25 protein-coding genes are annotated in these 23,178 nt (G+C 30.1%); 3 read left to right on the plus strand and 22 right to left on the minus strand.

From position 1 onward, the window contains the following. Positions 1–91: 91 nt before the first annotated feature. Positions 92–1,618 carry a YifB family Mg chelatase-like AAA ATPase gene (locus tag KQI89_RS03560; RefSeq protein WP_216455934.1) on the minus strand — a complete coding sequence of 509 codons (1,527 nt, stop codon included), beginning with the start codon at positions 1,616–1,618 and terminating at the stop codon, positions 92–94. A 405-nt stretch (positions 1,619–2,023) separates the two neighbouring features. Between KQI89_RS03560 and KQI89_RS03565 the strand changes: the two genes are divergently transcribed. Continuing rightward, positions 2,024–2,389 carry a YraN family protein gene (locus tag KQI89_RS03565; RefSeq protein ID WP_032121752.1) on the plus strand — a complete coding sequence of 122 codons (366 nt, stop codon included), beginning with the start codon at positions 2,024–2,026 and terminating at the stop codon, positions 2,387–2,389. Here KQI89_RS03565 and KQI89_RS03570 read toward each other — a convergent pair. The 20 genes from KQI89_RS03570 to pta form a co-directional block, all read right to left on the minus strand. Continuing rightward, positions 2,367–3,197: a ribonuclease HII gene (locus tag KQI89_RS03570; RefSeq protein ID WP_425514063.1), complete on the minus strand. Its 831-nt coding sequence runs from the start codon at positions 3,195–3,197 to the stop codon at positions 2,367–2,369. The two genes, KQI89_RS03565 and KQI89_RS03570, sit on opposite strands and share 23 nt — an antisense overlap. A gap of 16 nt (positions 3,198–3,213) precedes the next feature. After that, positions 3,214–4,056 (minus strand): ribosome biogenesis GTPase YlqF, encoded by an 843-nt coding sequence (gene ylqF / locus KQI89_RS03575; RefSeq protein ID WP_216455935.1) that lies wholly within the window; start codon positions 4,054–4,056, stop codon positions 3,214–3,216. Between the two features lie 111 nt (positions 4,057–4,167). Further along, positions 4,168–4,512: a 50S ribosomal protein L19 gene (gene rplS / locus KQI89_RS03580; protein ID WP_032121755.1), complete on the minus strand. Its 345-nt coding sequence runs from the start codon at positions 4,510–4,512 to the stop codon at positions 4,168–4,170. 117 nt (positions 4,513–4,629) lie between these two features. Next, positions 4,630–5,349: a tRNA (guanosine(37)-N1)-methyltransferase TrmD gene (trmD, locus tag KQI89_RS03585; protein ID WP_216455937.1), complete on the minus strand. Its 720-nt coding sequence runs from the start codon at positions 5,347–5,349 to the stop codon at positions 4,630–4,632. After that, entirely contained in the window at positions 5,339–5,836 is a 498-nt protein-coding gene (gene rimM / locus KQI89_RS03590) for a ribosome maturation factor RimM (protein WP_032121757.1), read from the minus strand. The genes trmD and rimM overlap by 11 nt, the downstream gene beginning before the upstream one ends. A 70-nt stretch (positions 5,837–5,906) precedes the next feature. Continuing rightward, positions 5,907–6,134, minus strand: a complete 228-nt coding sequence (locus KQI89_RS03595) for a KH domain-containing protein (RefSeq protein WP_032121758.1) — start codon at positions 6,132–6,134, stop codon at positions 5,907–5,909. Between the two features lie 58 nt (positions 6,135–6,192). Then, positions 6,193–6,450, minus strand: a complete 258-nt coding sequence (gene rpsP / locus KQI89_RS03600; RefSeq protein WP_032121759.1) for a 30S ribosomal protein S16 — start codon at positions 6,448–6,450, stop codon at positions 6,193–6,195. A gap of 57 nt (positions 6,451–6,507) precedes the next feature. Beyond that, positions 6,508–7,857, minus strand: coding sequence for a signal recognition particle protein (gene ffh / locus KQI89_RS03605; protein WP_216455938.1), 1,350 nt, complete (start codon positions 7,855–7,857; stop codon positions 6,508–6,510). A 10-nt stretch (positions 7,858–7,867) separates the two neighbouring features. Further along, positions 7,868–8,224: a putative DNA-binding protein gene (locus KQI89_RS03610; protein ID WP_216455939.1), complete on the minus strand. Its 357-nt coding sequence runs from the start codon at positions 8,222–8,224 to the stop codon at positions 7,868–7,870. Between the two features lie 126 nt (positions 8,225–8,350). Beyond that, positions 8,351–9,259, minus strand: coding sequence for a signal recognition particle-docking protein FtsY (gene ftsY / locus KQI89_RS03615; RefSeq protein WP_216455941.1), 909 nt, complete (start codon positions 9,257–9,259; stop codon positions 8,351–8,353). Positions 9,260–9,274: 15 nt separating this feature from the next. Continuing rightward, positions 9,275–12,832, minus strand: a complete 3,558-nt coding sequence (smc, locus tag KQI89_RS03620; protein WP_216455942.1) for a chromosome segregation protein SMC — start codon at positions 12,830–12,832, stop codon at positions 9,275–9,277. A 264-nt stretch (positions 12,833–13,096) separates the two neighbouring features. Then, positions 13,097–13,357, minus strand: coding sequence for a stage V sporulation protein S (locus KQI89_RS03625; RefSeq protein WP_032121764.1), 261 nt, complete (start codon positions 13,355–13,357; stop codon positions 13,097–13,099). A gap of 85 nt (positions 13,358–13,442) precedes the next feature. Next, the gene (locus tag KQI89_RS03630) at positions 13,443–14,528 is read right to left on the minus strand and encodes an elongator complex protein 3 (RefSeq protein ID WP_216455944.1); all 1,086 of its coding nucleotides are present in this window, start codon (positions 14,526–14,528) and stop codon (positions 13,443–13,445) included. Beyond that, positions 14,521–15,225 carry a ribonuclease III gene (gene rnc, locus KQI89_RS03635; RefSeq protein ID WP_032121766.1) on the minus strand — a complete coding sequence of 235 codons (705 nt, stop codon included), beginning with the start codon at positions 15,223–15,225 and terminating at the stop codon, positions 14,521–14,523. The genes KQI89_RS03630 and rnc overlap by 8 nt, the downstream gene beginning before the upstream one ends. 140 nt (positions 15,226–15,365) lie before the next feature. After that, positions 15,366–15,599, minus strand: a complete 234-nt coding sequence (gene acpP / locus KQI89_RS03640) for an acyl carrier protein (RefSeq protein ID WP_032121767.1) — start codon at positions 15,597–15,599, stop codon at positions 15,366–15,368. Positions 15,600–15,675: 76 nt separating this feature from the next. After that, positions 15,676–16,677, minus strand: a complete 1,002-nt coding sequence (gene plsX, locus KQI89_RS03645; protein ID WP_032121768.1) for a phosphate acyltransferase PlsX — start codon at positions 16,675–16,677, stop codon at positions 15,676–15,678. Positions 16,678–16,743: 66 nt separating this feature from the next. Next, positions 16,744–16,929 (minus strand): 50S ribosomal protein L32, encoded by a 186-nt coding sequence (gene rpmF / locus KQI89_RS03650; protein ID WP_032121769.1) that lies wholly within the window; start codon positions 16,927–16,929, stop codon positions 16,744–16,746. A gap of 13 nt (positions 16,930–16,942) precedes the next feature. Then, entirely contained in the window at positions 16,943–17,443 is a 501-nt protein-coding gene (locus KQI89_RS03655) for a YceD family protein (protein WP_032121770.1), read from the minus strand. A 128-nt stretch (positions 17,444–17,571) separates the two neighbouring features. Further along, positions 17,572–18,768 (minus strand): acetate kinase, encoded by a 1,197-nt coding sequence (locus KQI89_RS03660; protein ID WP_216455945.1) that lies wholly within the window; start codon positions 18,766–18,768, stop codon positions 17,572–17,574. A gap of 39 nt (positions 18,769–18,807) precedes the next feature. After that, positions 18,808–19,809, minus strand: coding sequence for a phosphate acetyltransferase (gene pta, locus KQI89_RS03665; RefSeq protein WP_216455947.1), 1,002 nt, complete (start codon positions 19,807–19,809; stop codon positions 18,808–18,810). Positions 19,810–20,092: 283 nt separating this feature from the next. Here pta and KQI89_RS03670 point away from each other — a divergent pair, with 283 nt between their 5' ends. Together KQI89_RS03670 and ylbJ are read left to right on the plus strand one after the other, a co-directional pair. Next, the gene (locus KQI89_RS03670; RefSeq protein WP_216455948.1) at positions 20,093–21,316 is read left to right on the plus strand and encodes a nucleotidyltransferase; all 1,224 of its coding nucleotides are present in this window, start codon (positions 20,093–20,095) and stop codon (positions 21,314–21,316) included. Between the two features lie 178 nt (positions 21,317–21,494). Next, positions 21,495–22,664, plus strand: coding sequence for a sporulation integral membrane protein YlbJ (ylbJ, locus tag KQI89_RS03675; protein WP_216455950.1), 1,170 nt, complete (start codon positions 21,495–21,497; stop codon positions 22,662–22,664). On the opposite strand, the gene KQI89_RS03680 is transcribed toward ylbJ, so the two are convergent. After that, on the minus strand, positions 22,647–23,171 hold the full coding sequence (locus tag KQI89_RS03680) for a hypothetical protein (RefSeq protein WP_032121775.1): 525 nt from the start codon (positions 23,169–23,171) through the stop codon (positions 22,647–22,649). The two genes, ylbJ and KQI89_RS03680, sit on opposite strands and share 18 nt — an antisense overlap. Positions 23,172–23,178: the final 7 nt, after the last annotated feature.

The raw sequence follows: 23,178 nt of genomic DNA on the forward strand, positions 1-23,178 counted from the left end.
TTTTCTAAATTATAGCCATTATTCTAGTAAAATATAACTAAAAGTATACTCCATCCTCTAAAAACTTAAAGGTCTCGGAGCATACTTTTTTTTAAATAATATCTTTAACAAATCTTCTATACTGTATAGCTTCTATAATATCTTCTTTTTTTATATCTTTATTTCCATTTAAGTCTGCTATAGTTCTAGATACCTTTAATATCTTATAATAGGCTCTTGTACTAAGTCCATATTTTTCATAAACAGCTTTTAGCATATAGCTACATTCCTCATTCAACCTGCAAAATCTTTCTATATATTCCCCCTTCATCTCCGAATTATACTTTATACCACTTCCTTTAAATCTTTCCACTTGAACCTCTCTTACCTTTTGTATTCTCTCCTTTATTTCTTTAGAGGATTTATATGTGTTTTTTCCCTTTATATCATCATATTTTAGAGGAGGTACAAAAGAAAATAAATCAACTCTATCTAATAAAGGACCTGATAATCTTTCTAAATACCTTTTTCTTTCATTATAATTGCATATGCATTGCTTAACGGAAGATTGGGATAAATAGTATCCGCAAGGACATGGATTTAAACTAGCCATAAAAATGAAGTTGGCAGGATATGTTACTGAACCTGTAAGCCTAGTTATATTTATTTTTCCATCCTCTAAAGGCTGCCTTAGTAATTCAAGTATACTTTTATCAAATTCAAGTATTTCATCCAAAAAAAGCACACCATTATGAGCAAGTGTTATCTCTCCAATCTTTAGCTCTCTTCCTCCACCTACCAAGGCAGTTTTTGAAATACTATGGTGAGGACTTCTAAAAGGTCGTTTTCTTATTAATCCTTCTTCTTTAGATAAATTTCCAGAAACGCTATATATTTTTGTAACCTCTAAAGATTCTTCATAACTTAAATAAGGAAGAATACTTGGCATCCTTTTAGCTAACATTGTTTTACCTGATCCTGGTGGTCCATAAAGCAATATGTTATGAAAACCTCCAGCTGATACTTCTAATATACGTTTTACGCTTTCTTGGCCTATTACATCATCAAAACTATAATCTAGCTCTTCTATATCCTCATCATTAAAATCCTGGCTATAAGGAAGTACATCTCTATAATTCAAAAAATGCGTAATCTGATTTAAATCATCAAATGGAAAAGCTCTTATATCGTTAGTTATCATGCATTCTTTAATATTTTCTGAAGGCACAATAAAATCTTTTATGCCTTTTTCCATAGCCTCTAATATTATTGGGAGAATTCCTTTTATAGGTCTTAATCCTCCACTAAGAGAAAGCTCTCCCATAAATACAAATCTATCTATATCAGAATAGTTTATTTGTGAGCTAGCTAGTAATATGCCTAATGCAATAGGCAAATCAAAAACTGCTCCTTCCTTTTTTATGCTAGCAGGAGCAAGATTTACAGTTATCCTTCCTACTGGGAATTCAAAACCAGAATTTATAATAGCTGTCCTTACTCTCTCCTTAGACTCCTTTACAGCTGTATCTCCTAAGCCAACTATGGTGAAGTTTGGTAACCCTTTGGAGATATCTACCTCTACATCTACTAAAAATCCATCAATACCAGTACAAGCTGCACTAAAAATTTTAATAGCCATAATCAAAATCACCTCATGTTAATTATTGACCATTATGTATAATTATATAATTAATGTTAATAATAACTTGTAGTTATTTACTTATTTATTATTAACATTAGTTACTTCTTATTTTAATTGACTTATGTAATTTATTAAAATAACTGATATGCTTGCTCCCCCACTATATATGTATGCATCCTCTTGAACCACCAAAGTAATTAAATATAAGGCAGTAAGTAAATAGGCTTCATAGGGTGCACTGAAGTAAAAAGAGGATTATATATGCTCATCCTTCTGCACCTATAGGTATTTTCTATGTTTAGTGGAAATCTAGAATCTGCAGTAATAGAGAAGAACCATTAAAAGTGTAGTAAGAAAAGTAAAATTTATATATGAAAAAATTACTAGAAAAGAGGTAATGAATTGAAATCTTTTAAAAAGTCTTTAGGGTATCATGGTGAATCTTTAGCTTTAGACTATATAATTCAGAAAGGTTATGAATTAATCGAAACAAATTTCTCATGTGGAATAGGTGAGATTGATATTATAGCCAAAGATGGTGATTATGTTTGCTTTATAGAAGTAAAAAGTAGGTATGGAGACAATGTATGCACTGCTTTAGAATCCATAACCTACCGTAAAATGCATAAAATATATTTAACTGCTGAATTTTATATACAAAAGAAAAAACTATATAAAGACACTTTTAGATTTGATGTAATAGAGGTACTATTTAATCATAATAATCTACATAAAATAACGCTAATTAAAGATGCTTTTCGCCTATGATATTATTTAGAAAGCTTTTTCTATGTATAGGAGTCGCCCCATACTTTTCTATAGCTTCAATGTGTTTCTTAGTTCCATATCCTACATTACTTATGAAATCATATTCGGGATATAATTCATGATATTTTTTCATTAAATTATCTCTATAAACCTTTGCTACAATTGAAGCTGCAGCTATACTAGCACTTTTCGAATCTCCTTTTATTACAGCCTTATTTGGTAAAGAAAATTCTTTTATAGTATAACCATCGGACAATACTAAATTAGGTTTTATTTTAAGACTAGCTATTGCTTTTTTAAAAACCTCATTATTACAAAACCCTATGCCTTTCTTATCAATATCTTCATTACTACAAAAAGATATTGAATAAGCTAAAGCCTTTGATATTATTATTTTACTTAAAATTTCTCTCTTATGCTCATTTAACTTTTTAGAGTCATTTATATCTAAAATCATTTCCTTAGAACATACTCTTAAATCTAATATAACTGCCGCCGAAACTATAGGTCCTGCCAAAGGCCCTCTTCCTACTTCATCAACTCCAGCAATAATGTGATATTCATTAAAACTTCTATCAAAATTGTAGAGATTTTCTACCCTTTGTAGTTCTTTATTATAACCTTCATAGTTTTTCATAAGTTTCTTCCCTAAACTATTAACAGACTTTCTTCTGTCCTCTTGGAATTTATTTTGTATATAAGCTGCTTCACTTTCATCTAAAATCCCCATGTCTAAGGAATTAACATAACTCTTTAAAACATCAACGGATAACTTTTCATAGCTTTCTTTTAATAAGATATCCTTCAAAGTTATTCCCCCTTAATTAAGGTGTTTCTAAAGATATTTTTCCTATCTTTCCACCTCTGAATTCATCTAATAGCATTATAGCTACTCTATTGTAATCTATATTACCGCCAGATATTATAGCTCCCCTCTTTCTACCTATAGCCTCCATTATCTCTAAGGCCGTGCCCTCTACAGTATCTAATTTATACCTTTCAATAAGATTCTTTGGATAATTACTAGCTAGTCTTTCGATAAGCTTTAATGCTAGTTCTTCTACATCCATAATCTCATCTTTAATAGATCCTGTAAATGCTAAATTTAATGCAACCTCATCATCTTCAAATTTTGGCCATAGAATACCAGGTGTATCCATAAGCTCAACGCCTAGTGAGGTTTTTATCCATTGCTTATTTTTAGTTACTCCTGGTCTATCTCCTACTTTAGCAATGCTATTTTTAGCCATCTTGTTTATAAAAGAAGACTTACCAACATTAGGTATACCTACTACCATTGCTCTCCATATTATGCTTTTAAGGCCTTTAGCTTTCATCCTATCTTCTTTTTCTTTTAAAAGCTGAGATATAGTTGGTTTTATATTTTTAATTCCTTCTCCTGTTAAGCTATTCACCTCTAAAAGCTTAATTTTTTCAGAAGACAAATTATCAATCCACTGCTTAGTTACCTTACTTTCGCTTAAATCTGATTTATTTAACAATATTATTCTAGGCTTGTTTTGACAAAGTTCGTTTATGTCAGGATTGCTACTAGATTTAACTATTCTAGCATCTCTAATTTCAATAACCACATCTACCAATTTAAGATTATCTTTTATCTCTCTTTTTGTTTTTACCATATGACCTGGAAACCAATTTATTGCCACTATCCTCACTCCCTTTCATTTTTACAAAATATATATTTCTAAATAACAAAAACGGGACTATAAAAGTCCCTTCTTGTCATAAAAATCATTTTATGTAGCTGTCTATATAGATTAGATACGTTCTTTAACTTTAGCAGCTTTACCTACTCTATCTCTTAAGTAGAATAATTTAGCTCTTCTTACTTTACCTTTTCTTACTATTTCTATCTTTTCAACTATTGGAGAGTTAACTGGGAATGTTCTTTCAACACCAACTCCTGAAGCTAATCTTCTTACTGTAAATGTTTCTCTTATTCCACCATTTTGTCTCTTAAGAACAGTTCCTTCGAACATTTGTATTCTTTCTCTGTTTCCTTCTTTAACCTTTACGTGAACCTTTACTGTATCTCCTACTTCAAAATTTGGTAGGTCATTTCTGATTTGTTGTGATTCTATAGATCTTATTAATTCGTTCATTGTGCATTCCCTCCTTAAATAAATTGACGTTCTTACCACTTGTACATGATAGAGGACCGCCCGTACTAGCACAGATGATATTTTATCATATATGGCTACTTTATTCAATAATATTTTTTATAATTTCGTAATATTATTTAATAATTTTTTATCTTCCTTTGTTAAATTAAATTTTTTAAAAAGATCCGGTCTCTTTTCTCTAGTTATTATAAGAGATCTAGCTCTTCTCCATTTTCTTATATTTTCGTGATGTCCAGAAATAAGTACAGGAGGAACCTTCTCCCCTTGAAAAGTTTCAGGTCTAGTATACTGGGGATATTCTAAAAGCCCATTATAAAAAGACTCCTCTTCATAACTCTGGCTAGTAGCAAGAACACCAGGTATAAGCCTACATATGCTATCTATTACTGGTATACAAGCCATTTCTCCCCCTGTAAGTACAAAATCCCCTAAAGAAATTTCTTCATCTATATACTTATAAGCTCTCTCATCTATACCCTCATAGTGTCCACATAAAAATATAAGTTCTGGCTCTTTAGACAATTCATTGGCTTTATCTTGGGTAAATTTTTCTCCTCTTGGTCCCAGAAATATTACCTTTCCAATATTTTTTTCTTTTACATTTTTTATACAATCTACTATAGGTTGAGCAGACATAACCATACCTGCACCACCGCCGTAAGGATAGTCATCTACTTTTTTATGTTTATTACTGCTAAAATTTCTTATATTGTGTAAATTTATATCAACAAGCCCCTTTTCTTTTGCTCTGCCTAATATACTATAATCAAATATATTAAACATTTCTGGAAACAGTGTTAATATATCAATCCTCATATTGCCACTCCCTTATAGGCTTTATTACAATCCTTTGAGAGTCAATATCTATTTTTACTACCACATCTTTTATAGCTGGTATCAATATCTCTTTTTCTCCTTTAACCCAATACACATCATTGCTACCAGTTTTAATAACATCATACATCTTTCCAATTTTATTTTCATCTGTATCATATACAGTACATTCTAGCAAATCTACTATAAAATAACTATCTCTTGGCAACTTTATAGCATCTTCCCTTTTAACCTTAATATCCTTATTTCTTAGCTTTTCAGCTTCTTCCATAGTATCTATACCTTCAATTTTAAGTATAACCCTATCCGCCTGAAATTTACACCATATTATGGCTCTTTCTTCCTCATCTATATGTACCTTTTTCAATTTTCTAAATCTTTTAATGTCATCAGTTAAAGGTATTACTTTAACTTCTCCCTTTACTCCATGAGGTTTGCTTATCTGACCTACAGATAAATACTCTTTCATATATTCACCACCAAATATAATTTAATCAAAAAGAGCTAGGAATAAACCTAACTCTGAATTGAAAAGTATGTTATATAATCTCAACAATTACTCTTTTATTTTCTTTAATTGCCGCAGCTTTAACAACAGTTCTGATAGCTTTTGCTATTCTTCCCTGTTTTCCTATAACTTTACCCATATCTTCTGGAGCAACTTTTAATTCTAAAATTATAGATTGCTCTCCAGTTATTTCATTTACTTGTACCATCTCAGGATTATCTACTAATGATTTAGCTATTATTTCAACTAGTTCCTTCATAAAACTTCTGCTAAAAGACTTTTAATAAAGTCTCAAGCAGAATTCACCTCCCAAGTAATTACTTTGAAAGCTTATCGTTTATACCAGCCTTTACAAAAAGCTTCTTAACTATCTCTGATGGTTGTGCTCCATTATCCATCCATTTAGCTGCTTTTTCTTCATCAATTTTGATTACTGCTGGTTCAGCAACTGGATTGTAGTATCCTATTTCTTCTATGAATCTACCATCTCTTGGGCTTCTTGAATCAGCTACAACAACTCTGTAAAAAGGAGCTTTTTTTGCACCCATTCTTCTAAGTCTTATTTTTACTGCCATTATTTTCACCTCCTTTAAAAGATCTTCCCTACAGGGCTTAATACTTCTGATTTATATTTAAGCAAATGGGAATTTTCCAAAGAAACCTTTTTTCATATTCTTTTGCATACCCTTCATTTGCTTAGTCATCTTTCTCATACTTTCAAAACTTTTTATTATCTTATTAACCTCTTGTACTGTAACACCGGAACCTTGAGCTATTCTCTTTTTTCTCGATGGTGTACTTAAGAGACTTGGATTTCTTCTTTCTTTAACTGTCATTGAGTTTATTATGGCCTCCATCTTAGCCATCTCTTTTTCACCTTGAGCAAAATCTACACCTTGAAGTTCCTTTGCATTAGCCCCTGGTATCATATCCATTAACTTATTTAAAGGTCCAAGCTTTTTCATTTGACTCATAGCTATTAAAAAGTCTTCAAAGTTGAAATCTTGATTTAATATCTTATTTCCTAACTCTTTAGCTTCTTTTTCATCTATGGATTGCTGAGCTTTTTCAATTAGAGATAATATATCTCCCATACCTAATATTCTTGAAGCCATTCTATTAGGGTGAAAAACTTCTATATCATTCATTTTTTCACCTATGCCCACAAACTTAATAGGTTTTTGTGTAATCTCTCTAATAGATAGTGCTGCCCCTCCTCTTGTATCTCCATCTAGTTTTGTTAATACAACTCCGGAGATGTCAAGATTATTATTAAAGGTTTCTGAAACATTAACTGCATCTTGACCTGTCATAGAATCTACCACTAATAAAATCTCTTGAGGATTCACAGCTGATTTTACATCCTTTAATTCTTTCATTAATTCTTCATCAATGTGAAGCCTACCAGCTGTATCTATTATAACAATATTGTTTCCATTATTTCTAGCATGTTCTAATGATGCTTTTGCTATATCTACAGGATTTATTTTATCTCCCATAGAAAATACAGGCACATCTATTTGCTTTCCTACAGTCTGCAATTGCTTAATGGCTGCAGGCCTATATATATCAGCAGCTACAAGAAGAGGTTTCTTATTCTTTTTCCTTAAGTGAAGTGCAAGCTTACCTCCCATAGTGGTTTTACCTGCCCCCTGAAGTCCTACAAGCATGATTACTGTAATTCCTGTATCTGAATAACTTATCTTACTTTCATCACTTCCCATTAGATTTGTTAATTCATCATTAACTATCTTTATAACCTGTTGAGCTGGAGTAAGACTTTCTAAAACTTCAGACCCTACACACTTTTCACTTACAATACTTATGAACTTCTTAACTACTTTATAGTTAACATCTGCTTCTAAAAGAGCAAGTTTAACCTCTCTCATGGCTTCCTTTATATCTTTTTCAGAAAGCTTACCTTTTCCCTTTAACTTCTTGAAAGTTTCTTGAAGTTTGGATGTTAATCCTTCAAAAGCCATGTTAATCCTCCTAAATATTAATATCTTTTAAAAGAATATTTTTTATATTTTCAATTTCAATATAGTTTTCTTCTGTTAAATCAAAACCTTTTTGAAGATTTTCTAGCTTATTACATATAATTTTTATATCACTTGATAAACGCAAACTTTTTTCTAATAACTTTAATTTTGTTTCATAGGTCATCAATAACTTATAACATCTTTTAATAGTATCATGTATAGCTTGACGACTAGTTTCATTTATCTCTGCTATCTCCGCCAATGAAAAATCTTCATTGTAGTATAAATCCATTATTTTCTTTTGCTTTTCTGTTAATAGTTCTCCATAAAAATCAAGCAATAGGGAGATGGCAAATCTATCTTCCATTTAAATCACCTAACTCACAAAAAAAATCATACCAAAACTAAATAGATGTGTCAAGTACTTTTGCTTAACACCTTAATTTTTTTTTATTTTAAAGATAAATTTTTATTTTAAAGAGACTTTTTAATATTAAAATAAAGCTTCCGCAAAGGCTTCTGCATCAAACTCTTGAAGGTCTTCTATGGATTCACCAACACCTATATATTTTACTGGCACATCAAGTTCCCTTTTTATAGATATTACAACTCCACCTTTAGCAGTGCCATCTAGTTTTGTTAATATTATTCCATCTAATGGACTTACCTCCATAAACTGCTTTGCTTGAATTACTGCATTCTGTCCTGTAGTACCATCTAATACTAATAAAGTTTCCTTCTTTGCTTCTTTAAACTCTCTATCAATTATCCTATTAATTTTTGAAAGTTCATCCATTAAATTTTTCTTATTATGAAGTCGACCTGCTGTGTCACAAAACAAAATATCAGCTTTTCTTGCTTTAGAAGCTTGAATTGCATCATATACCACCGCTGCTGGATCTGAGCCTTCTTGGTGCTTTACTATGTCTACCCCAGCTCTATTGCTCCATACCTCTAACTGGTCTATTGCAGCAGCTCTAAAAGTATCTGCTGCAGCTAAAATGACTTTTTTACCGTCATTTTTATACTTTGCAGCAAGTTTTCCAATAGAAGTTGTTTTACCAACCCCATTTACTCCTATTATAAGAAGTACTTTTGGAAAATTATCATCAACCTGTTGTTTTTTATCTGTAAGCATATCTTTTATTACTTGTTTTAAACAAGGTTTTATCATATTAGGGTCATTTATTTTTTCTTCCCTAATTTTAACCTTTAGTCTATCTATGATATCCACAGAAGTCTCTACTCCTATATCAGAAGTTATTAAGATTTCTTCTAATTCTTCATATAAATCATCATCTATAGTTACAGCTAAATTTAAAATTTCATTAACCTTATCTGTAAGTGTATCTCTAGTCTTAGTTAATCCTGACTTTAATTTTTCAAAAAATCCTCCAAACATCTGTATTCCTCCTTATTAAGCACTTAAATCTACTGACACTATTTTAGAAATTCCTCTTTCCTCCATAGTAACACCATAAAGCATATCTGAAGCCTCCATTGTTCCTTTTCTATGGGTTATGACTATGAATTGAATGTTGCTAGAAAACTCTTTTAAAAATTCTGCATACCTATAAACATTAGCATCGTCCAGAGCTGCCTCAATTTCATCTAGTATACAAAATGGTGTAGGTTTCATTTTCAATATAGCAAATAGCAAGGCTATTGCTGATAGAACCTTTTCTCCTCCTGACATAAGATTTATGTTTTGAAGTTTTTTTCCTGGTGGCTGAACATTAATCTCAATATTTGCAGTAAGCTCATCACCTTCTCCTAATATAAGATCTGCACTTCCACCTTTAAAAAGCTCTCTAAAAGTTTCATTAAAATTTTCTCTTAACACCTTAAAATTAGAGGTAAAAACTTCTTTCATCTTTTTTATCATATCATTGATAACTTCTATAAGCTCATCCTTAGCCTCATTTAAATCTTCTCTTTGATTACTCATAAAGCCATATTTTTCTTTTACCTCTTCATACTCTTCTATAGCACCTAAGTTAACTGTACCTAAGTTTGATACGCTTTTTTTTAATTCGAATATCTCTTGTTTTACAGAAGATTCATTTTTTATTTCTCTAGCTAAATCTAAAGCTTCTACAAAACTTAAAGAAAATTGATTATTTAATTCTTCATATAAATTTTCTTCTTCAATTTCTAATCTTGTTTTATTAAGATTAACTTTATTCTTTTCATCTTCCTTCTTTTGAATTAGCAATTGAAATTCTTCTATCTTAGCTTTTAAATTAGAAATATCTTTTTTAATTTTTATGCTCTCAGTTTCGTAGCTTTGGAAGGTTTCCTTTAAGGTTTCACCTTTATTTTCATGTTCATTTATTTTTTTCTTCAATAAATCAATATCTTTTTCTCCTTTAGAAAGGGCTTCCTCTTCTTGTATTATAGCACTTTTTATTTCTAAAAGCTTAGAACTAACTTCCTCTAAATCCTTTGATATTCTAATCAAGTCTTTTATTTTATTAGATACTACTTCATCAATATGAGCTTTTCTAATCTTTAATTCCGTAAGTCTATCCTTTTTACCCTTTAAATCTTCTTCTTTATCTTTTATATATTCCTCTATCCATTTTATTCTATCTTGAGATTCTTTATCTTTTTTATTTAAATTAGAAATATACTCATTCTTCTTTTTTAAAGCTTCATGGTTTAAATTTATATTTTCTTCTATTAGAGCCATTTCCTCCTCTGAAGTAGCTATACTCTTATTTAATCTCTCTCTTTCAGAGTTCATAGCAAGTATTTTTTCTTCTATTTTGGCTATTTCAAGATAATTATAATGAATTTCATCTTTTAGTTTTAAACAGTTATCATCAATATCTTTATAGGTTTCCTTAGAATTAATCAATTGTAAATTTAATTTTTCTATAATAATATTATGTTCTTCTATATCCGTTTTTAATTGTTCAATTTCTCTTTTTCTACCTATAATATTTGTGTTTTTATAATATATACTTCCTCCAGTAAGGGCTCCACCAGTATTTAAAACCTCTCCTTGTAGAGTAACAATTTTATATTTATAATTTACTCTCTTAGCTACCTTCAGTGCACTATCCATATCCTTACAAATAATAGTTCTTCCTAAAAGATAGTCAATGGCGTTTTTAAACTTATCAGGGAAGCTAATAATTTCACTAGCAATTCCTACATATCCCTCAATGGATTTTATATCATTATTTAGTGCAATTTCTTTTCCCTGTATAATATTTAAAGGCAAGAAAGTAGCTCTCCCTAAGTTGTTTCTTTTAAGATATTCTATTAAATACTTAGCTTGATTTTCATTATCTGTTATTATATCTGAAATTCCTCCACCTAAGGCGATTTCTATAGCTACTTCATTATCCGAAGATACATTGATTACATCACCTAAAACCCAACATTTATCACTATCTATATTTAATTCCCTTTTTTTAATCCTACTCATTAAAGTCTTAACAGATTTATTATATCCTTCGTAATTATTCTCTAAATTTATAAGTGCATTACGATTAGCTTCTAATTTGGTTACACTTCTACTTTTTTCTTTTATTTTAACTTCTAAATCATTTATCTCATTTCTTAACTTTATTAATTGTTTCTTATTTTCTTTTATATCTCCTTCTAAATTTTTAATATTATATTGGAATTTATCTTTTTCTTTTATAAGCATGATAGATGTAGTATTATTTATACTTAATGAATTTTTATAATTATCACAATAATCTTTAAGCTGTTGTTTTTTTACTTTTAAAGAATCTATATCATTTTCTATCCTAGATCTTTGATTTTTAAATTCTGATATATCTCTTAATATTTCTATAGCGTCTTCTCTTAATGTATTGATTTCTTTTTTTAGCTCTAAAAACTCTTCATTTAAGTTTTTTATATGTTCTTCTGAATTAACTATCTCCTCTTTTAACTTGCTTTGATTATTTTGATTCTCTACTAGCTTCTCTTCATTATTTATTTTCTCTTCTTCAAAAACATTTAATTTATTCTGTAAGGTAGCTATCTCTTTTTTATTTGCTTCTATACTTTTATTTGAATTTATGCATCTTTCTTCAGTAATTTGAATTTGAGACTGAAGTCTTTGTATTGTCTCTTTTATTTTATAATACTGTTCCTTATCAACTTTATTTTGATTTTCATAGTTATCTAAAAGATTTTCCTGCTTTATTAAAAAACCTTTAACTTCCTTTTGATCAATTTGTAAGCACTGAATTTCATTACTTATTTCTTCTAGACTCATCCTTTGCTTTGAAATACTTTCATTTATAGCAGTTAATCTTTTTACTATTAAAGACACCTCTAAATCTTTTAATTTAGAAGACAAATCCAAAAACTCTTTTGCCTTTTCATTATCTATTCTTAAAGGTTCAAGTCTTTCCTCGTAAGTACTTATTATATCATTTATTCTTACTAGATTTTGCTCCGTTAAATCTAGTTTTTTTTGCGCCTCATCTTTTCTTGACTTAAACTTCACTATACCTGCTGCTTCCTCTAAAAGAGCTCTTCTTTCTTCCGGTCTACCACTTAATATAGCATCTATTTTTCCTTGCCCTATTATGGAGTATCCTTCTTTCCCTATACCTGTGTCCATAAATAATTCATGAACGTCTCTTAATCTGCAGGGTGTATTATTTATGAAGTATTCACTTTCACCTGAGCGATAAAGCCTTCTGCTAATATTAACATCACTATAATCTATAGGAAGCTCCCCTGATGAGTTATCAAGAGTTAAACATACTTGTGCAAGTCCAACAGGTTTTCTATACTGGGTACCTGCAAATATGACATCCTCCATTTTTCCTCCTCTTAGGCTTTTAACACTCTGCTCACCCAGCACCCATCTTATAGCATCAGATATATTACTTTTTCCACTTCCATTGGGTCCAACCACTGCTGTTACACCCTTTTTAAAGCTTAATTCCGTCTTATCTGCAAAGGATTTAAAACCTCTTATCTCTATAGATTTTAAAAACATAAGTCCACTCCCTCAGCTATTTTAATACCATTGGTACTAAGCCAATTAAAAATACCAAAATCATAAAATATAATAAAAATTTGCCTATTCTTTCCCTAATTTTAACCTTCATACTTAACACCTCTACTTTTTTTACCTTATATTAGTTTATAATATATGCTTAAAAATTTCAATAATTATAAATGGAAGTACCTTTTGGCACTTCCATTTATATTAATATTTCAAATATTTTTCTTTCAGTGTTTATAGATATCAAGCTGATTGTTATCTCGGTTCTACAATGAACTTAATAGCCGTACGTTCTTCTCCATCAATTAATATTTCAGAAAAGGCTGGTACTACAACTAAATCTATGCCATTAGGTGCTACATATCCTCTAGTTATTGCAATAGCTTTAACTGCTTGATTTACTGCTCCTGCTCCAACAGCTTGAACTTCCGCTGAACAATTGTCTCTAAGCACTGCTGCCAAAGCACCTGCAACAGATTTTGGTTGTGATTGAGCTGATACTTTTAATACCTCCATAATTCAAATCCTCCCTACCATGTTTATTAAAACTAATTTTAGTGAAAATAAGCTATTATAAGCAATGACGCTATACTTAATAATTCTATGGGAGAAATAAATTTCCTTCTTTACCTTTATTTTTTATTACATCATAAAACGACAGTTTTCTTATATTTCCATTGATATCTATAGTTACATTTCCTCTTGGTTGTTTCTTATCTATTCTAATGCAAAGTTCTTCTGACTTAATACTTTCTTTCATTCTATTAAAATAAATCTTTTTATTAGCGTAAAGTTTAGACACATCTCTATCTGATATATATATGGTTATTTTTGTAGAAAATTCTTTTATACTGTCATATATAATATCATTCCATAAACTACTTTCAACCAATTCTCTAAAAGCTGGGTGAAAAGGTCCCGCAACCACATCTCCACCCTTATTTATATTTTCTGTAGGCTGTAATCCTATCCTTATAACATTTATATCCTCAGATATTAACATAGAATATACTATTTTTGATATATTTACTGCCTCTTCTAAGGTATATGGCTTATATCTCCCATTGTTATACATCCATTCCATAGGGGTATCTTTAATTACTAGAGAAGGATATATTCTACATAGCTTTGGCTTCATTCCTATTATTTTTTTAGTAGTGTCTATGTCCTTTTCAAAGGTATCCCCAGGTAATCCTAGCATTATTTGATGCCCTAATGTAAATCCATAATCCTTTATCATATTAGAAGCTTTTATTACATCCTCTTCGTTATGACCTCTACCTGATTTTAACAACACCTCTTCATCTAAGGATTGTATCCCAAGTTCAATTATATCTACAGAGTAGTCTTTCAAATTATTTAATATATCCCTATCAATGTAGTCAGGTCTAGTAGATAATCTTATTTTATTTATTTTTCCATCTTCTTTATATATTTTTGCTACAGCTAAAAGTTCCTTTTGTTTTTCAATAGGTATAGCCGTAAAAGTGCCTCCAAAAAAGGATACTTCTATAGTTGCAGAATTTTTGTCTATAGTTTTTAAATACTCATCTATAGTGTTTTTTACAAAATTAGCATCTACTTTTTCTTCTTCTCCTGTTATTTTTGTTTGATTACAAAATACACAATTATGAGGGCACCCTTCATGTGGAACAAATATAGGTATAATATAATGATTTTTACTCATGTTTATCCTCCAGATTTAATAAGGCTTCTCTAGCTGAATTTTGTTCAGACTCTTTTTTACTATATCCAGCACCTTCCCCCATAACTCTTTCGTCAATAACCACTCTTGTATAAAATTTTCTTCTATGTGGAGGCCCTTCATATTTAACTAGCTCATATTCAATTTCTACTTCCCCATTTTTTTGAAGAGTCTCTTGTAGTGTAGTTTTATAATCTAATATTATCTCTTGATTTATAGCTTTTACTATAGTATTTTTAAAGTTTTTTATTATAAATTCTTTAACATACTCTATACCTTTATCCAAATATACTGCAGCAATTATGGCTTCAACACAATCTGCTTGAATTGATACCCTCTCTCTTCCTCCAGTCAATTCTTCCCCTCTACTCATTCTCATATACTTTCCAACATTCCAACCTAATGCAATTTCATAAAGTGAGTTTTCACACACTATGAGAGATCTTAATTTAGTTAGCTGCCCTTCGCTCTTTTCCCTGTAATTATTGAAAAGATACTCTGTTATGCAAAGCTGTAATACGGAATCACCTAAAAATTCTAATCTTTCATTATAGGTTATGTTCTTAAATTGATTAGCATAAGAACTGTGTGTTATAGCTGTTACTAAATATTCTTTGTTTGTAAATGTTGTTTGAATCTCTCTCTCAAGATTCAATATGTTATCTAAATAATGTCTCATTTGCTCAACTCCTCAAAGAAGTTTATTCTTCAATCTACTAACCAGTATGCAAACTCAAGAATAAACTTTATTTTATCATAAAGTGACTTTTATAAAGGCACCTATGGGATAAATAAAGCCCCGATATACGGGACTTTAGGTTACTCTTCAACATTTTGTCTTATATACTCTACTACATCTCCTACAGTAGAAATTTTCTCTGCATCTTCATCAGCTATCTCTAGGTCAAACTCATCTTCTAAAGCCATTACAAGTTCAACTATATCAAGAGAATCAGCACCTAAATCTTCAATAAAGGATGATTCCATAGTAATAACGTCTTCATCAACACTTAATTTGTCAGCTATAATTGCCTTTATCTTCTCAAATGTCATATTCTCACCTCCTAACAAAATTCTATAATTAGATAATATTACATATATTATTTATCGTCAATATAAGAATGCAATATTAATTTATATCATATTCTTCTATTTCCTTACTTATCTTTTCAATAATTTTATTATCATAAAATATTTTAGCTTGCCTTATAGCATTTTTAAATGCTCTTCCATCAGAACTTCCATGGGCCTTTATACATATTCCTTTAACTCCTAGGAAAGCAGCTCCACCATATTCTTTGTAGTCAAATTTTGTTTTGAAACCTTTAAATACTGGTTTTAAAAGGAGTCCTCCAATTTTAGTTCTAGTAGAACCCATTATCTCAGATTTTAAAATATCAAAAATCGTAGAAGATACACCTTCATACATCTTTAAAATTGTATTTCCCACAAAACCATCACATACCAATATATTAGTATCACCTGATGGTACATCTCTAGGTTCTATATTTCCTACAAAATTAATAGGTGCTTCTTTTAATAGCTGGTAGGTAGCCTTTGTTAACTCATTACCCTTTTCTTCTTCTACACCTATATTCACAAGTCCTACAGATGGGTTTCTAGTATTTAAAATATTTTCAAAATATATTTTTCCCATATAGGCAAATTGTACTAAATTATTAGGTTTACACTCTGCATTAGCACCGCAGTCTATAACCATAAACTTGCCATTCTTTCCTGGCATTAATGGAGCAAGGGCAGGCCTATCTATACCTTTAATACGTCCTACTATAAAAAGAGAACCAGCCATAAATGCTCCAGTGCTTCCTGCAGAAATTATTGCATCAGCTTCGTTGTTTTTTACTAAATTCAATGCTTTAACTAAACTAGAATCTTTTTTTCTTCTTATTGCCATTACGGGGTGCTCATTAGTTTCTATTATTTCGGTTGCATTAACGATACTTAATCTACTTTTATCATATTCATGATTATCTAATTCAGACCTTATATCTTCTTCTTTACCTGTAATAATTATATGTAAGTCTTTAAATTCTTTTAAGGCCTCTATAGAACCTTCCACAACTATTTTAGGTGAATAATCTCCACCCATTCCATCCACAGCAATTTTCACCATTAACACCCCTTTTTCTATTTAAGGTATAAAGAAAAGAAAGTCATATGACTTTCTTGACTTTTCTTATTTTTCTTCAGCAGCTACAACTTCCTTACCTTTGTAGTAACCACAATTTTTACATACTCTATGAGCAAGCTTCATTTCATGGCATTGTGGACATTCAACAATACCTGGCACGCTTAGCTTGAAAGTTTGTGCTCTTCTTGAATCTCTTCTTCCTTTAGAAAATTTTCTCGCTGGATTTCCCATTTATAACACCTCCTTAATCAGCCAAAAACAGATCTTTTAACTTAGCCAATCTTGGGTCAATATCATGTTTGTAACAATCACAACTTTGTATATTTAAATTAGTCCCGCAATTTTGGCAAAGCCCTTTGCAGTCTTCACTACAAAGTCTTTTCATAGGTAATGTTAATATGATACTGTTTTCTACAAATTCAGTAACATCTAATTTATCATTATTTAAAATGATTATATCTTCATCCTCTATATCTTCATCAAAGGACATTTGTTCATTCATTTGAAAATTTAGAGGATAATTAAACTTTTCTAGGCACCTAGAACATACAAGTTCTAATTCTGTAGACACTTGTAATACTAAGTTAATTATATCACCAGTAGAGCTTATATCACCATTTAGTTCTATTGGTTTTGAAAAACATATATTTTCACCATCGTATCTTATACGATTTTTTTCATAGGTGAAAGATATTTCTTTCTTAAAAGACTTATGTTTGTTTAATTCGGTAAGTTCTATAATCATAGCTTTCCACTGAAAGCTTAGACTGTAATGCTCCTAAGCTTTCATATTCACTCCTTAAGTAATTATATTTGCTTTATAACCACAATTTATTATATAAACTACCCTATTAAAAGTCAAGATATTTCTTGCTATTTACTTATAAGTTCCTTTGTATCTCTTGCTATCATAAGTTCTTCATCAGTAGGTATTACAAAAACTTTTACCTTTGAATCTGCAGCACTTACAAGAGTAGCTTTCCCTCTTACATTATTCTTTTCTTTATCTACATTAACACCTAAGAATTCTAGTCCATTGCATATTGCTTCTCTTGTTTCTGGAGCATTTTCTCCTAATCCTGCAGTAAACACTATACAATCAACGCCACCCATTACTGCTGCATAAGATCCTATAGCCTGTTTAACTCTGTAATGGAATACGTCTAATGCCAATTCTGCTCTTTTATTTCCATTACTTGCAGCCTCTTCAATGTCTCTAAAATCACTGCTTACTCCTGATATTCCAAGCACTCCGGACTTTTTATTTAATAAATTATTTGCTTCTTCTACAGAATAGTTAAGCTCTTTTATTAAGAATGTAACTATTGCAGGGTCTATATTTCCTGATCTTGTTCCCATAGCTATTCCTTCAAGAGGCGTGAATCCCATAGTGGTATCTATAGATTCACCATTCTTAACTGCTGTAACACTTCCTCCGTTACCTAAGTGACAAGTTATGATCTTTAAATCCTTTATATCTTTACCTATCATCTCTGCTGCTACATTAGAAACATATTTATGAGATGTTCCATGGAAGCCATATTTTCTAATCTTGTGCTCAGTATATAATTCATATGGTAATGGATATATGTACGCTTTTTCAGGCATAGTTTGATGGAATGCAGTATCAAACACTACAACCATTGGTGTATTTGGCATTAATTTTTTGCATGCATTTATTCCAATTATATTTGGTGGATTATGAAGCGGTGCTAGTTTTGCACATTCTTCAAGTTCTTTCATAACTTCATCATCTATAATTACTGATTTAGAGTATTTTTCTCCCCCATGAACCACTCTGTGTCCTACTGCGCTAATTTCTTCCATGTTCTTGATAACTCCATTTTCTTTATCTACTAGAGCATCAAGAACTATTCTAATTGCATCATTGTGGTCATTCATTGTTTCTTTAACCACATATTTATCTCTTCCTTCAACTTTTTGAGTTAATATAGAACCTTCAATTCCTATTCTCTCAACTAACCCTTTAGCTAAAGCCATTTCATTTGCCATATCAATTAATTGATACTTTAAAGATGAACTACCACAGTTAATAACTAGTATTTTCATTTAATTTACCCCTTTCACTTTTACAAATAATAAATTTATTTACTTAATAGCTTGAGCTTGAACAGCAGTCAAAGCTACAACGCTTACTATATCATCAGAACTACAACCTCTAGATAAGTCATTTATAGGCTTAGCAAAGCCTTGACATATAGGTCCAATAGCCTCTGCCTTAGCAAATCTTTGAACTAACTTATATCCTATGTTTCCAGATTGTAAATCTGGGAATATTAATACATTTGCTTTTCCAGCAACCTCACTATTTGGTGCCTTTTGTTTAGCAACTTTACCTACTATAGCTGCATCTAATTGCATTTCTCCATCTATAGCTAAATCTGGTCTTTGTTCCTTTGCTATTTCTGTAGCGTTTCTAACTTTTTCTACTAACTCGTGATCCGCACTTCCCATAGTAGAAAAAGATAACATTGCTACTTTAGGATCTATTTTACATAAACTTTTTGCAGTTTCAGCTGTAGCAATAGCTATGGATGCTAATTGTTCTGCTGTGGGATTTGGATTAACAGCACAATCTGAAAATACCAACATTCCTTCTTCACCATATTGACAGTCTGGTACCATCATAATGAAGAAACTTGAAACCACAGAAACTCCTGGAGCAGTCTTTATTATTTGTAATCCTGGTCTTAATAAATCACCAGTTGTATGTACAGCACCTGATACCATTCCATGTGCATCATCCATTTTTACCATCATTGTACCATAGTATAATGGATCTTTTACTATTTTTAAAGCTTTATCCTTAGTCATTCCTTTATTCTTTCTTAACTCGTAAAAAGCTTCTGCATATTCATCTGTTTTAGGAGATGTTTCTGGATCTATAATCTCTATTCCATCTAAATTAACTCCTAAATTTTTAGCTTTTTCTTTAATAATCTCAAGGCTACCAACTAATACTACCTCAGCTAATCCTTCTTTTTTAATTTTCTCACTGGCTACAAGATTTCTCTCTTCGTCACCTTCTGGAAGCACAATTTTTTTTCTATCTGCTTTTGCTGCTTGCCAGATATTTTTCATAAGTTCCATGTTCATTTCTCCTTTCCTCTATTTAAGGCCGCTATATCTAATATACTCCTAATATGCTATACAATTCAACAAAAAATAATAAAATCCTTTGCTTATAATAATATTTATATATTTTAAATTTTCTAAATATAGCCAGAGTTTAAATATGTATTTCTCTATAGTATAATACTATATATTAAACTATTTTTAAAGCGAATATATAATTTAGTTCATTATAACTTATTCTTATTGATTATAGTTTTAAATTACATAATCATTTAAATTTATAAAGGAGTTAATTTACATGAAAATAGCTGCCATTATTTCCGAATACAACCCACTACATAATGGTCATAAGTATCATATAGAAAAGACCAAAGAGGAGTTAAATTGCGATTATATTATATGTATAATGAGTGGTAATTTTGTTCAAAGAGGTTTACCAGCTTACATAGATAAATGGAATAGAGCAGAAATGGCTCTTTTAAGTGGGGTAGATCTAGTCATTGAGCTTCCTGTAATATTTAGCTTATCCTCTGCTGAATTTTTCGCAAAGGGTGCAGTAGAAATATTGGATTCTTTAGGTATTGTAAACTATTTAAGTTTTGGAAGTGAAATCGGAGATACAGAACCACTAAAACTAATATCCTCTATATTATGTGAAGAACCTAATGAATATAAATACTTATTAAAAAATCACCTATCATCAGGACTTCCTTTTACCAAAGCACGGACTTTAGCTTTAATTGAATATATGAATCATAACTCTTGTACTTATGATTCTAAGTATCTAATGGATATTTTAAATTCTTCAAATAATATATTAGCTATAGAATATTTAAAAACACTATTTAGAATCCATAGTTCTATAATTCCCTTTACAATTAAGAGACAAGGATCTAATTATAATGATGAGAACCTTAACAAAGATTTTTCTAGTGCTACAGCCATAAGAAATTATCTTAAATCTAGTAGCGATTTATCGCCAATTAAAAACCATATTCCCAGCTCTTCCTACAAAATCATAGAAAATTTAACTAAAAAAAACTACAAATTTGCTGAAATAGAAAATATATTTCCTTTTATAAAATATAAGTCTCTAACAGATGAAGCATCTCTAAAAAATATACCCGAGGCTTCTGAAGGCCTATATAATAAAGTATATAAAACTTTATGGAATAGCGAAAATTACCATGATGCTATTAAAGAAATAAAAAGTAAAAGATACACCTATACCAGAATAAGCAGACTTTTATGTCAGTATTATATTGGTTTTGAAAATTATCCAGTTGAATCTTTACGAAGAAGTAACACGGAATATATACGAGTTCTAGGTTTTAATTCTAGAGGATCTAAACTATTAAAGGAAATAAAAAATAAATCCAACATTAAAATACACACTAAAATTCCTAAAGAATTATGTCCAATGTTAAAACTAGATATGCAAAGTACTAGAGCCTACAGTATGTTAAATCCTTCTGTAAGATATAATGAAGATTATTTGCAAAGACCTAGAATAATAGAATGAAAAAATATTAATTACTTTGATCTAAGAAATGTTATTAATAAAAGCAGGAAATCCTCCTGCTTTTATTAAGTTTAAAATATTTATTAAATAAATCTATATAATTTACTAATAATACTGCTGTTTTCTCAATATAATCTTTAGTATGAAACTAGATTTTAGGATTGTAGGAGGCTTAAATATGAAGTTTGTTTTAATTATACTTTTATTGTGCATTGCAATTTTACTATTTTATTTGCTTAAATCTAAGCAGGTAAATATACTAATTACCATAGTCTTAACGTCTTTTATAATATATTTTATATTAAACCCCACCTTGTGTATAGAATCCTCTATAAAAGGTGCGAAATTATTCTTTAACTCTTTATTTCCTTCTTTATTTCCCTTTCTGGTTATGACAAATATATTAGTAGCATACGATGGCGTAAGTATATACGCAAAATTGCTGGGCCCCATAATATGTAAACCATTAGGTTTACCTAAAGAGTCTAGCTTTGCATTAATTGTAAGTCTATTATGCGGCTATCCTTTAGGGGCAAAATATAGTTGCGAATTATATGATTCAGGTAGTATAACACCTTCACAGTTTTCTAAATTAGTGAATGTAGCTTCTAATTCCAGTCCCCTTTTTCTAGTAGGAGCTGTGGGTACATCAATGTTAGGTAGCACTAAATCTGGATATCTTCTTCTATTTTCAAATTATTTATCCTGTATTATAATAGCTCTTATTTTAAGTAGTAGCAATAATAACATAATGACAAATTTAAAAATAACTAAGGAAACTAGAATTTATAACTTTGGCACTGTTTTGAAAGAATCAATAGAAAACGCTTTAAAAACAACCCTTTCTATAGGTTCTTATGTAGTCCTTTTTTCTGTTATTTTGTCCATAATAAAAAACAATGCTATTTATAACATTGTTTTAGATAAGTTATATATTATATCTTTTTTACCTAAAGAAACTCTTAATGGTATTTTTTTAGGTTTTATTGAAGTTACTAATGGGTGCTATATATTATCTCAATCAAGTATCAATTATGCATTAAAATTATCTTTCATCAGCTTTTTATGCGCCTTTAGTGGACTTGCTATAATGGCTCAGGTTCATTCTTTCACATATAAATATGAAGAAATCTCAATAATAAGATACTTTCTAAGAAAAGTTCTTCAAGGTCTTATAAGCTTTTGTATTACATTTACTACAACTTTATTTATAGGTGAAAAAATACTATGTACATCATCACAAATTATGCCTAGGGTCATAAATTATAAAAATTATATTCCCGTTTTGTTATTGGTTTTTATTTCTTTAATAAGCTATATTTCAAAAAAATTATTTAATGTTTCTTAATTCTTTTATATTTTCCCTTATAGTAGAAGATGTTTCTGATAGATCCTCTGATAGAGCTTTCATGAATTCTTCTACATCCCTTTTTATATTGGTCATCATATCTTTGGTTTTTTCTTCCATTTCTTTATCCAATTGACATAACACTTCATCAGCATAATCTCTTGCTCCTAGCCTTATAGCTTTAGCATCTCTTTGAGCCGCTGCTATTATTTCCTGAGCTTTTATTTGTGCTTCTTTTGTTATATCATGGTTTTCAACTTGTTTTTTCATCATTTCCATGGTTTGCTCTTTTATATTTTCATATTCTTCACGAGCTTCCCCTAGAATTCTTTCTTTTTCACCTAAAACCCATTGAGCTTTCTTAAACTCATCAGGCATATAATTTATTATCTGATCTATAACTTCTAATATTTCTTTTTTATCCAATACTATTTTTCCTGTAATGGGTACTTTAGATGCAGTGTCCACTATTTCTTGAAGATATTCTAATAACTGAATAACATCCATTTGAAAC

The organism is Clostridium simiarum (assembly GCF_018919175.1).
Taxonomy (GTDB): domain Bacteria; phylum Bacillota; class Clostridia; order Clostridiales; family Clostridiaceae; genus Clostridium_L; species Clostridium_L simiarum.